General features: G+C 33.1%; 9 protein-coding genes and 3 tRNA genes. 8 read left to right on the top strand and 4 right to left on the bottom strand.

The window, feature by feature from the left end:
• Nucleotides 1-96 precede the first annotated feature (96 nt).
• The 3 genes from gyrA to BXU11_RS13715 all read left to right on the top strand — a co-directional run bounded on the left by gyrA (nt 97) and on the right by BXU11_RS13715 (nt 5,372).
• Nucleotides 97-2,718, top strand: a complete 2,622-nt coding sequence (gene gyrA, locus BXU11_RS13725) for a DNA gyrase subunit A (RefSeq protein WP_078212924.1) — start codon at nt 97-99, stop codon at nt 2,716-2,718.
• A gap of 34 nt (nt 2,719-2,752) precedes the next feature.
• Nucleotides 2,753-4,021 carry a tetratricopeptide repeat protein gene (locus tag BXU11_RS13720; RefSeq protein WP_024982685.1) on the top strand — a complete coding sequence of 423 codons (1,269 nt, stop codon included), beginning with the start codon at nt 2,753-2,755 and terminating at the stop codon, nt 4,019-4,021.
• Between the two features lie 286 nt (nt 4,022-4,307).
• Nucleotides 4,308-5,372, top strand: a complete 1,065-nt coding sequence (locus BXU11_RS13715; protein WP_074917750.1) for a hypothetical protein — start codon at nt 4,308-4,310, stop codon at nt 5,370-5,372.
• A gap of 276 nt (nt 5,373-5,648) precedes the next feature.
• On the opposite strand, the gene BXU11_RS13710 is transcribed toward BXU11_RS13715, so the two are convergent.
• Nucleotides 5,649-7,097: an IS1182 family transposase gene (locus tag BXU11_RS13710; RefSeq protein ID WP_078212923.1), complete on the bottom strand. Its 1,449-nt coding sequence runs from the start codon at nt 7,095-7,097 to the stop codon at nt 5,649-5,651.
• Nucleotides 7,098-7,622: 525 nt separating this feature from the next.
• On the opposite strand from BXU11_RS13710, the gene BXU11_RS13705 reads away from it, so the two are divergent.
• Nucleotides 7,623-8,687 carry a lipopolysaccharide assembly protein LapB gene (locus BXU11_RS13705; protein WP_078212922.1) on the top strand — a complete coding sequence of 355 codons (1,065 nt, stop codon included), beginning with the start codon at nt 7,623-7,625 and terminating at the stop codon, nt 8,685-8,687.
• A gap of 48 nt (nt 8,688-8,735) precedes the next feature.
• Here BXU11_RS13705 and BXU11_RS13700 read toward each other — a convergent pair whose 3' ends face one another.
• Nucleotides 8,736-9,497, bottom strand: a complete 762-nt coding sequence (locus BXU11_RS13700) for a C40 family peptidase (RefSeq protein ID WP_078212921.1) — start codon at nt 9,495-9,497, stop codon at nt 8,736-8,738.
• 35 nt (nt 9,498-9,532) lie between these two features.
• A complete protein-coding gene (locus tag BXU11_RS13695; RefSeq protein WP_078212920.1) occupies nt 9,533-10,711 on the bottom strand; it encodes an acetyl-CoA C-acyltransferase in 1,179 nt (392 codons plus the stop codon).
• A gap of 242 nt (nt 10,712-10,953) precedes the next feature.
• Between BXU11_RS13695 and BXU11_RS13690 the strand changes: the two genes are divergently transcribed.
• The 4 genes from BXU11_RS13690 (at nt 10,954) to BXU11_RS13675 (ending at nt 11,955) form a co-directional block, all read left to right on the top strand.
• Nucleotides 10,954-11,037, top strand: a tRNA-Ser gene (locus BXU11_RS13690).
• Nucleotides 11,038-11,051: 14 nt separating this feature from the next.
• Nucleotides 11,052-11,126, top strand: a tRNA-Pro gene (locus tag BXU11_RS13685).
• Between the two features lie 6 nt (nt 11,127-11,132).
• A tRNA-Arg gene (locus BXU11_RS13680) sits at nt 11,133-11,206 on the top strand.
• Between the two features lie 89 nt (nt 11,207-11,295).
• The gene (locus tag BXU11_RS13675; protein WP_078212919.1) at nt 11,296-11,955 is read left to right on the top strand and encodes a M15 family metallopeptidase; all 660 of its coding nucleotides are present in this window, start codon (nt 11,296-11,298) and stop codon (nt 11,953-11,955) included.
• Here the strand turns inward: BXU11_RS13675 and BXU11_RS13670 are convergent.
• Complete coding sequence (locus tag BXU11_RS13670) at nt 11,952-12,521, bottom strand: hypothetical protein (protein ID WP_078212918.1); 570 nt, start codon at nt 12,519-12,521, stop codon at nt 11,952-11,954. The two genes, BXU11_RS13675 and BXU11_RS13670, sit on opposite strands and share 4 nt — an antisense overlap.
• Between the last annotated feature and the right edge of the window lie 3 nt (nt 12,522-12,524).

Raw genomic sequence — 12,524 nt, 5'->3', positions numbered from 1 at the left:
TTAGAGAAATTTGACTGTTAAAACGGCTGTAAAAAGTTCAGAAAGCCGTATATTGGCACGTTTTGAAATTAATATAATTATTTAATATAACAACTTATGTCTGAAGGAGAAAAGTTAATTCCTATTAACATAGAAGATGAAATGAAATCAGCTTACATCGATTATTCGATGTCGGTTATTGTATCCAGAGCACTTCCTGATGTTAGAGATGGTCTAAAACCTGTACATCGAAGAGTACTTTATGGTATGTATGATTTAGGAGTATTTTCAAATAAAGCCCATAAAAAGTCCGCGAGAATTGTCGGGGAAGTATTAGGAAAGTATCATCCACACGGAGATACCTCTGTGTATGATGCTATGGTACGTATGGCTCAAGAATGGAGTATGCGTTATCTTTTGGTAGATGGACAAGGTAATTTTGGTTCTGTTGATGGCGATAGCCCTGCTGCTATGCGTTATACTGAAGCTAGAATGCGTAAGATTTCAGAAGAAATCATGGCTGATATTGAGAAGGAAACTGTTGATTTTCAATTGAATTTTGACGATACTTTGTATGAGCCCAAAGTGATGCCTACAAGAGTGCCAACGTTATTGATTAATGGTGCTACTGGAATTGCTGTAGGTATGGCTACAAATATGCCTCCACACAATCTTACGGAAGTTATCAATGGAACTTTGGCATATATTGATAATAATGAAATTGAAATCGACGAATTAATTACTCATATTAAAGCCCCCGATTTTCCAACAGGTGGAATTATTTATGGTTATGAAGGAGTGCGTGAAGCTTTCAAAACAGGTCGTGGTCGTGTAGTAATGCGTGCCAAAGTTGGTTTTGAAGAAGTGGATGGAAGAGAATCAATTATTGTGACCGAAATTCCATATCAAGTCAACAAAGCAGATATGATCAAACGTACTGCTGATTTGGTAAACGAAAAGAAAATAGAGGGTATTGCCAATATTCGTGATGAGTCGGATAGAAATGGTATGCGTATCGTATATATATTAAAACGAGATGCAACGCCAAACGTTGTATTGAATACTTTGTATAAATATACTCAGTTACAATCTTCATTCAGTGTAAACAATATTGCTCTAGTAAATGGTAGACCGCAAATGTTGAATCTAAAAGATTTGATTCACTATTTTGTAGAGCACCGTCACGATGTAGTAATCCGAAGAACTAAATACGAGCTTAGAAAAGCGGAGGAACGTGCTCATATTTTAGAAGGATTGATTATAGCTTCTGATAATATTGATGAAGTAATTGCCTTAATTAAAGCTTCAAAAAACACCGAAGAAGCAAGAGAGAAATTAATTGAGCGATTCAAACTTTCTGACATTCAGGCTCGAGCAATTGTTGAAATGCGTCTACGTCAGTTAACAGGACTAGAGCAAGATAAATTGAGAGCTGAGTACGAAGAAATCATGAAATTGATTGATCATTTACGTGCTTTATTAGCTGATGTTAACCTAAGAACAGCTTTGATAAAAGAAGAACTAAACGAAATTAAAGACAAATATGGTGATGCCCGTCGCTCTTTAATTGAGTACTCTGGTGGCGATGTTAGTATTGAAGATTTAATTGCAGATGAAAGTGTGGTAGTTACTATATCACATGCTGGATATATTAAAAGAACTAATTTGAGTGAATACAAAACTCAAAATAGAGGAGGAGTAGGACAAAAAAGTGCCGGAACTAGAGATCAAGATTTCTTGGAACATATGTTTGTTGCTACCAATCATCAGTACATGATGTTCTTTACTCAAAAAGGTAAATGTTTCTGGATGAGAGTTTATGAAATTCCTGAAGGAACAAAAACCGCTAAAGGAAGAGCTATTCAAAATTTAGTAAACATTGAAAGTGATGACAAGGTAAAAGCGTATATTTGTACTCAAGATTTAAAAGATAAAGACTACATAAATAGTCATAATTTAATCATGGTCACTAAACAAGGTCAGGTTAAAAAGACCTCATTAGAGAAATATTCTAAACCGCGTGTTAATGGAGTTGCAGCAATCACTATAAAAGAGGGTGATGAATTATTAGAAGCGAAGTTAACCAATGGAGAAAGTCAAATTATATTAGCGGTTAAATCTGGAAAATTAGTGCGTTTTGAAGAAACGAAAACTAGACCAATGGGAAGAACGGCCTCTGGGGTTCGTGGTATTACCCTTAAAGATGAAACCGATGAAGTGATCGGAATGGTTACTGTTGATAAAGATAATATAAATGAGTCACAAATTTTAGTTGTTACCGAGAATGGATATGGTAAGCGTACTAAACTTGTGGATGAAGATGGCGAAGAAGTGTATCGTATCACGAATCGCGGTGGTAAGGGTGTAAAAACGCTGAATATTACTGAGAAAACAGGGAACCTAATCTCAATTAATGCTGTTACTGATGCTGATGATTTAATGATCATTAATAAATCAGGATTGACTATTAGAATGGCTATTGAGGATTTACGAGTTATGGGACGTGCTACTCAAGGAGTCAAGTTGATTAACTTAAAAGGAAACGATTCCATTGCGGCCGTTACTAAAGTTATGAAAGATGATGCTGATGAAAATGCAGAAAACTCAGCCGTTGAACGCGTAAAACCTGTAATGGAAGTTCTTGAAGATGCTCCAATGGACGATGAGGAAGACGAAGAAGAAGAGGAGGTTCTGAATGACGAATCAGAAACAGAAGAGGATGAAGATAATGAAGAATAATAATTAAATCAATAAATTTTAAACATTAAATACCATGAAAAGTAAATATGTAATGCTTGCATCAGCTATGCTGATATCAGTAGCTACTTTTGCACAAAAAGATCAAATTAAAGCAGCTGAGAAAGCATTAAAAGCAGGGAAATCAGACGAGGCAAAAAGTATCTTGTTAGATGCTGAATCGGTTATAGTAAATGCTACTGATGCTGAAAAAGCACAATATTATTTTGTTAAAGGAAATGTAACACTAGATTTAGCAAACAAAAGTGTAGATAAAGATGCTAATTTATCACTTGCCGCAGCAGCATTTCAAGAATTAATTGAAGTTGAAAAAAACTCTGGTAAGTCTAAGTATACCTCTCAGGCAGCTAAATCTGTAATCGATATTAAATACAAATTGATTAATGAAGCCATTGCTGATTCTAAAGTGGATAAATACGAAGTGGCTGCAAAAAAATTATATGATGCTTATCAATTAGATAAAAAAGACACTATCAATTTGTATTATGCTGCGTCAACTTATGTTAATTCAAAAAATTATGATGCGGCTTTGAGTAATTATGATGAATTAAAAAAGCTAAATTATTCTGGTAAAGGCACTAATTATTTTGCTGTAAACAAATTGACTTCTCAAGAAGATATGTATTTGACTGCTGCAGAGAGAGACCGTATGATTAAATTAGGTACGCATGAAAAACCAAGAACAGAAGTTATTCCTTCTAAAAGAGGTGAAATCTACAAAAATGTTGCCTTAATATTGGTACAACAAGGAAAGTCTGACGAAGCTAAAAAAGCTGTAGCTGATGCTAGAAAAGCTAATCCAGATGATACTTCGTTAGCTTTAACAGAAGCTAATTTGTATTTAGAAGGAAAAGATTTTGAAACCTACAAAAAATTAGTTGCAGACATCTTGTTGAAAAATCCAAATGATGCAGATTTAGTTTTTAATTTAGGAGTTTTGAGTGCTAATGCTAAAAATAGCGCTGATGCTGAAAAATATTACAACAGAGTGATTGAGATTAATCCTGCCTACACTAATGCTTATATCAATATCGCTGCATTAAAATTAGAAAATGAAAAGCCAATCATTGATGAAATGAATAAATTGGGTACTTCTAATAATGATATGAAACGTTATGATGTGCTTAAGAAAAAAAGAGAAGAATTGTTCAAGAGTACGATTCCATTTCTAAAAAAGGCAGTTGAGTTAGATCCAAAAAATACAGATGTAGCCAAAACATTAATGAATGTATATAGCGCATTAGAAATGACAGCTGAATACAAAGAATTAAAAGCAAAGTTGTAAATAAAAAAAATAATTTTTTTATTGTTAAAAAAAAAGTCGTTTATGATAATAAACGACTTTTTTTATGTAAAAAATGTTTATAGTGCAAAAATAGCTATCGTATCTGTGGTTTTTGTGTTGATCTTTGAAAAAGGTAGTCAGTTTATAAAATATTTTTTATTGTTTTTGCAAAATCGAAATTTAATTCTATTTTGCATTGTTAAATAAATGATAATTTTTTATAATTATTAACTCTTTTAAACAGATTGTAAAGTATTCAAGTCTAACCATTTTCAAACCACCTACTATGAAAAAAAAATATTTTTATGCACTTTTAGTGTTTAGTTTAAGTTTATCCAGTTTTGCTCAAAAAGATAAAATTACAGAAGCGCAAGCCGAATTAACCAATGGGAAAGCAGAGGCATCTTTGAAAATTTTAAATGACATTGAGTATCTTATTACTAATGCAAAGGAGGAAGACAAGTCAGATTACTATTATTTAAAAGCAAAATCTCACATAGCTTTAGCGAATAAAAAAATTGATGCTCCAAAAAACATGGCTTTGGCTGTAGCTTGTTACAATGAGATTTTAGTATTTGAAGTGGACTCTGGTAAATTAAAATACGCTGTACAAGCAAGACAAGGAATTAAAGATTTGAAAAATGAATTAGAAAGGAGTGCCGCTTCTGATAATAATGCACAAAATTTTGGTGAAGCAGCTAATAAAATGGTCTATCTCTATGAGATGGATAAAAAAGATACTCTTAATTTATTTAATGCCGCTTCTAATTACATCAATGCTAAACAGTATGATTTAGCTTTGAAAAATTATGAACTCTTGAAGTCGTTAAAATACACTGGTAACGCTCTTGAGTATTATGCGGTTAATAAAACAACAAATCAAGAAGAAATTTTTGGTTCTGCTAGTAATAGGGATTTAGGAGTAAAACAAGGGTCGCATATAAGTCCTCGTAATGCTAAGGCGAGTTCTAAAAAAGTAGAAATTTTAAAGAAAATAGCTTTCTTATATGCTGAAAAAGGAGATCTTTCTACAGCTGAAAATAACTACAAAGCTATTATTAGTTTGAATCCAAATGATATCGAGACATACGTTGATTTGGCCTATGCAAAATTAGATCGTAAAAAAGAATATTCTGACAAAATGTCATTGCTTGGTACTTCTGCTGAGGATATGAAAAAATATGATATTTTGAAAAATCAGAAAGATGATTTACTTAAATCTGCTGTTGAATATTTAGAGCAAGCTTTAAAATTAGATCCTAGTAATAAAGATGTTTCTAAACTGTTGTTAAATTTGTATCGTTCTTTAGATATGTCCGACAAATATGAGGCATTAAAAGCAAAGGGGTAACTTGTTTTTTAAGATACTTTTGAGAAGTATTAAATCAATTTTTTAATTGAGTAAAATCCATAAAAAAAAGAGTAGTTTTTAACGAGGCCACTGAAAAACCTCGTCGAATTTGATAGGCATTGTTTTTAGACAATAAAAAAACGCTTATAATTGGAATTTTACTTTCCTTTTATAAGCGTTTTCTCTTTTTGATTAATTTTATTTGAGATTTTATTGTGGCTACATTTCGATTTATCTAAGTTCATTTTAGAAGAATCTGGAAGTAGACCTGATTTGCTACATTAATTTCAGTATTCTTTTTAAATTGACTGTAAAAATAGCCATTGCACCCTGCATTTGCATATTGTCTATACCGTACGATAGTGCTCTTTCATAACCGTGTACATTTTTTAACTCACTATTTTTAGCCTCTATCTTGTATCGATGTTTTGCTTTTTCCTTGTAATATTCTGTTTCTTGAAAATCTATTTGGTCTTGATGTAATTTTGATTTTATAGATACCGAATACGTTTTTGTTTTGGCTCCATCTTTATAGCAACCTTCTTTTAAAGGACAAGACTTGCATTTTTTGATATCAAAATAATAAGTATCTACTTGATTTGCCCCGACATCTTTGGTTCCCCCTCGTGCCTTTCGTATTGCCATATGTCCTGCTGGGCAAACAAACCTATCAGCATCTTTATTGTAGTCAAATTTATCTTCATCTTTTCTAAATCCTTGTGCTATCGATAGATTTAGTTTTGCTACTATTTTAATGTTTTGTTCACTTGTTATTTTTAGGTTTTCTTTTCCAGAATAAGCCGCATCGCCAATAATGGTGTCAACATCAATTCCGTTTTCTTGACTAATTTCTAAAAGTTTAGGCAATTCCGGTCCATCGCCTTTTTCTCCTGATGTAACTACGGCCGCTGTAATGATGCGTTCTTGGGTCATTGCCAAATGGGTCTTGTATCCAAAAAAGGAGCTCTCGGCAGATTTATGGCCTATTTTTGCATCGGTATCTTTTGATAGCGTTAAATTTTCTTGAGTATCTTCTAGGGTTTCTTTTAGCAGATTTAATTTTTCTTTCACAGCGGGTATTGAACTTATCGATGGCTCATTTTCGATACGTTTTCCTAAGTCTTTGCAATAAGCTAGTTCCTTTTCTAAATCATTATCGGTATTTTTTTCAGGCATACGTTCTTTGAATTGGTCGTCAAAGATGTATACTGTTTTTCGAAGAAGTTTTGAACGTTCTCTCAATACATCGATAGCTGAAAATGGATTGGATCTTGATAAAGTATGTGTGGCATCAACGATAATAGACCTCGAACGGATGATACCTTTTTCAATAGCGATGGCTACCGTTTTGTTTATCAATAGATTTAATAAATCGGTGTCTTTTAAACGCAGTCTTCTGAATTTTGTCAACGAACTAGAATTGATAACATCGTCTTCTGGATTCATGTCCAAAAAATATTTAAAGGACATATCGTAACGCGAACGCTCTACTACATCAACATCAGAAACGGTATAAATTGTTTTAAGAAGCAGATACTTGAACATACGAACAGGACTTTCTGCCATACGCCCATTATCGGCGCGGTATTTATTCAATAACTCGTCGTAAATAAAGGAAAAATCAATCAAATCATTGATCTTTCTTAAAATATTTTCCTTTGGAACGATTAAATCATACAATGTAGAATGCTCGCTGAATCGTATTGTTTGTTGCTGTACTAACACTTAAAAAATATTAAAATTACAGCTAAATATAATAAAAAAGGAGCAGGAAAGCTAAGCTTTCTACTCCTTTAATTATCGCTTTTATTCCTTAAAGTACTTTTTCAGTGGCCTCGTTTTTAACTGCTCTTTTTTTTATGGATTTTTTTAAATAATGTTTTTTGGGATATTTTGTTAAACAAAATATCCCAAAAAACATTTTAGTAAGTTATTCTTTTTTGGATATGTTTTGTTTGGGTATATGTTTTTTTTTTGTACGCTTTAATTACTGAGAAAAGTATTTATTTTAATAAATTATTTTTAATCTATTTTTTGTGGTTATTATGTAATTATGGCTGTAATAAAAAGGTGGTTTGTGTTAAAATAGTAGTAAAAACATAATTACTCTTAATATTGGGTTTTCTAGTGTTAATTTTATCAAAAAAATATTCTATTTTGCAATAAATATTAGTTTAAATTTCTTGGCCAATATTAAATTTTAAAACGCTGTGTAACAAACTAATCCAATTATTGTTAACCTACTCTATTATGAAAAAAATATATTTTTGTACACTTTTGGTGTTCGGTTTAAGCCTGTCGGGTTTTGCTCAAAAAGAGAAAATCGCTGATGCGCAAATTGAATTGACTAAAGGTAATGCAGAAGCCTCATTGCAAATCTTAAACAGTATTGAGTATCTTATAATCAATGCTAAAGAAGAGGATAAGTCAGATTTTTATTTTTTAAAAGCAAAGTCTTATATTGCTTTAGCTAACAAAAAGATTGATGCACCGAAAAATATGGCTTTAGCGGTAGCTTGCTACAAAGAGATTTTAGTATTTGAAATTGATTCAAATAAATTTAAGTATGCAGTACAAGCACGTCAAGGAATTATTGATTTAAAGAATGAATTAGAGATAAGTGCTGCTACGGATAATAATGCTCGAAATTTTAGTGAATCGGCAAATAAAATGGTTTATCTCTACGAGATGGATAATAAAGATACTGTTCAATTGTATAATGCCGCTTCTAACTATTTCAATGCTAAACAATATGATTTAGCTCTAAAAAATTATGAATTACTGAAATCGTTAAAGTACACCGGAAATGCACTTGAATATTATGCTGTCAATAAAAACACAAATCAAGAGGAGCTTTTTAGTTCTTTAAGAAAGAGAGATCTGTCAGTAAAGGAGGGATCACATATAGAGCCTCGTAATACGAAGGCAAGTTCTAAAAAAGTCGAAATTTTAAAGAAAATAGCCTTTTTATATGCTGAAAAAGGAGATTTAACCAATGCTGAAATTAATTATAAGACACTTGTTGATTTAAACCCAAACGATGTTGATAACTATATCGATCTAGCTTCTATTGTGTTAGATCGTAAAAAAGATATTTCAAGTAAAATGTCGATGCTTGGTACTTCAGTTGAAGATGCAAAACAATATGATGTTTTGAAAAATCAAAAAGATGATTTGGTTAAATCGGCGGTCGTTTATTTAGAAAAAGCTTTAAAGTTGGATCCAAGTAATTCGGATGTTTCTAAATTATTAATGAATTTGTATCGCGCTTTGGATATGATGGATAAGTATGAGGCTTTAAAAACTAAAAGCTAATGGGTAAAGAGTAAAAAAAAGTCGTTCATTTTGAACGACTTTTTTTTGTTATATAATTTTTTTAATAACTCTAAGTTGGTGGGTGTGTTTTTGGGTTTCTATGTTGTAGATGCCTAAGTGGTCTAAGCGATCAATTCTGATTTTACCCGAGGCATGGATGATATAATTATCAGCCATAATAATACCAACATGAATGATGTTACCTTCTTCGTTATCAAAAAAAGCCAAATCACCAGGTTCGCTTTCTTCAATAAAACTTAATGATTCTCCTTGGTTGGCTTGTTGAGAGGCGTCTCTTAGTAGCTTATAGCCATTAATTTTATAAACCATTTGTGTAAAACCGGAACAATCAATTCCGAATGGTGTTTTTCCTCCCCATAAATAGGGAGCATTTAAATACATAAAGGCAGTTTTGAGTAAACATTCTTTCGGTTTTATACCGCTGATTTTAGTTCCTTCGAAACTTAATTTCTTGATATTTATTTCGTTGTAATTTAAAAACGATAAACTTGCTCCTAAGGGAATTGGTATCATTAAATTATTGGAACCTGTAACATATTCAATTAAGTCTGCATTCAAAATACAATTTGCTGTTGAGAGTTGGTTGTATTCCGTAGCACTTATTGATTGATACTGTTTACTATCTACCCAGCCCACGTATTGATCAAATTCTGTTCTGATTTTTGACCATTGATTATGTTGATCTATGATTTCAAAATGTTCTCCAAAAAGAACTTGAGATACGATTTCACTTTTGTCGCTTGGCTCTAATCTTTGTGGGATTATCGCTAAATTACAGATTCCAAACATTTGATGTTATTTTAGTATTCAAAAGAAATAGTGGTTTAAGCCTTTTCAATAACAATAGCTGAAGCTCCACCGCCGCCATTACAAATTGCAGCAGCGCCATAGGTACCATTATTTTGCTCTAACACATTAATTAAGGTCACTATGATACGTGCGCCTGAGCAACCTAGAGGATGTCCCAAAGATACAGCGCCTCCATTTATATTAAGTTTGTCATCGTTTAGACCTAAAATTTTAGCATTAGCTAGTCCAACGACAGAGAAAGCTTCGTTAAATTCAAAGAAATCAACTTCCTCTAATTTCACTTCTGCTTTTGCTAATGCTTTGGGTAATGCTTTAGCAGGACTTGTTGTAAACCACTTTGGTTCTTGAGCGGCATCAGCATAACCGCGTATGTAAGCCAAAGGTTTTAGGCCTAGAGCTGTTGCTTTTTCTTCGCTCATCAATACAAGTGCTGCGGCACCATCGTTAATAGTCGATGCGTTAGCTGCGGTAACTGAGCCTTCATTAGTGAATACTGGATTAAGGGCTGGAATTTTATCAAGGCTTACGTTAGTGTACTCTTCGTCTTTAGTGACTAAAATAGGCTCTCCTTTACGCTGTGGGACAGGAACAGGAACCACTTCGTTGTCGAATTTTCCTCCATCCCATGCTGCTTTTGATTTTTGATAAGAAGCGATAGCGAAAGCGTCTTGTTCTTCTCTTGTGATTTGATATTCTTTGGCGCAAAGATCTGCACTTACTCCCATGGCGGTATTGTCATAAGCGTCTGTTAGGCCATCTTTTTGCATGCCGTCGACCATAGTGTTAGGTCCAAATTTAGTACCGGAGCGAAGATTCATATAGTGTGGAATTAAACTCATGTTTTCCATACCTCCAGCAATTACAATTTCAGCATCTCCGCACTGAATAGCTTGTGCAGCCAGCATCACTGCTTTCATTCCTGAAGCACATACTTTGTTAATTGTGGTACAAGCTACTTCTTGTGAAAGTCCTGCATATAACGCTGCTTGACGAGCAGGGGCTTGGCCAACTCCAGCTTGAATTACATTTCCCATGTATACTTCATCGACTAGGTTTGCGTTTAAATTGATTTTATTCAACGCTCCTTGTATAGCTATCGCACCTAATTTTGGGGCTGAAATGCTTGATAGTGCTCCCATGAAACTTCCTATTGGTGTTCTAGCAGCTGAGACAATGACTACTTTCTTATTCATAATATAATAATAGATTGGTTTTAATAGCAAATTTAATCTTTTTTAGTGTTTTTTTTATTTTCTTTTAAATAATTACTATTAGACTTCATGTTTTGATTTTATTTTCTTTTCTATATGTTTGATTGTTAACTCCTTTAGAAAAACATTCAAAAATAATTTAAAAAAAGTAAGGAAATAGTTGTGAGAAACGTAAAGATGTCTTAAATTTGCAACCGCAAAACGAAACAAGTTTATTTGTTTTAGGAGAGGTGCCAGAGCGGTAATGGAGCAGATTGCTAATCTGTCGACGGGTAACCGTCGCCAGGGTTCGAGTCCCTGTCTCTCCGCAAATATTTGCACTCGGGGTGTAGCGTAGCCCGGTTATCGCGCCTGCTTTGGGAGCAGGAGGTCGCAGGTTCGAATCCTGCCACCCCGACAACATGGACGCATAGCTCAGCTGGATAGAGCACCTGCCTTCTAAGCAGGCGGTCGAAGGTTCGAATCCTTCTGCGTTCACTGAAAACGATACTAGAAATAGTATCGTTTTTTTGTTTATACTAGTTCTGGATGATTGAAATTTATATATTTATAAAATATTTCCAGCTATGCTTTTTAGACATTTACTTCCTTCTCTTTTTTTTGTATACTTAGTTTCTAGGTCACCACTTTTGTATGGACAGTCAGCTTCAGATCGACTTGTTACTGACGCAACCATTACTGATACTACATTTGTGGATTTGAGTGATTACAGCGATGCATTTATTTATGATATGAAATATGCGACAGAGGATAATTTTATAAAATCTAAAGTGTATGATTGTGCAGCTTGTTTGTTACGCTTAAAAACTGTAAAAGCCTTGGTAAATGCTAATGAAAATTTTATAAAAAAAGGCTATAGAATTAAAATTTTTGATTGCTATCGTCCTTTGGATATTCAAAAAAAAATGTGGACTATTGTTCCTAATCCTAAATACGTAGCCAATCCAGCTAAAGGTTCCATACATAATAGAGGAGGAGCAGTTGATATAACATTGGTGACTTTTGATGGTCAAGAGGTTGAGATGGGGACTTCTTTTGATTTTTTTGGACAAGAAGCAGCGCACGGCTATCCTTTTTTAGACAAAAAAATTATGGACAACCGTAAGCTCTTAAAAAAAATTATGAAAAAAAATGGATTTGTGCCTTTTGATTCAGAATGGTGGCATTATAGTTTATCTAATGCTAGCAAAGACGCAGTTGCTAATACAAAATGGAAGTGCAACTAATTTTCTATACACGAAAGATTTTTAATGAAATAAGTTTCCGGAAAATAGACTTTGTTGTCTAACTCAGAAGTGAATTCTTTCTTAACTGCATAATCCTCTAAATCTGTTAAGTATTTTATTCTCATGAGTGAAATCGGTGAATTTTTTAGCTTGTCAAAACTGTCTTTTACAAAGTAAAATTCGCCAGATGTAACTCTATTATCAAAACCTTTGTCATCTCTTAATAAAGTCCCGCAGTTCTCTTGATCTTTATGGATCAGAGAAATAATACTTCCATCATTTAATTGAAGAAATAATTTTGAGTTTTTATCGAAGCAGTTGGCTTTTATAAAACCTTTGCTTTTTTGAATCAATTGTATATTTAAAGTTGGAATTCCATCCGTTAGAGCTAGTGAAAAGAAAATGTAACTAGAAGTGCCGGCAAAGTTTTTTTCGCTAATCATGTATTCTTTTGTGACTTTATAGCTTCCTATTGAATCTACGACATTGGTGCTATATTCACATTGTTTTTGTGCAAATAAAGAAAAACTAAAAAGGATAAGGATGGTAAGAAATAAGTGCTTCATGTG

The sequence above is a fragment of the Flavobacterium sp. LM5 genome (assembly GCF_002017945.1).
GTDB lineage: Bacteria > Bacteroidota > Bacteroidia > Flavobacteriales > Flavobacteriaceae > Flavobacterium > Flavobacterium succinicans.
The sequence above is the reverse complement of the archived record's forward strand: the minus strand, read 5'-3'. Positions and strand labels throughout refer to the sequence as shown.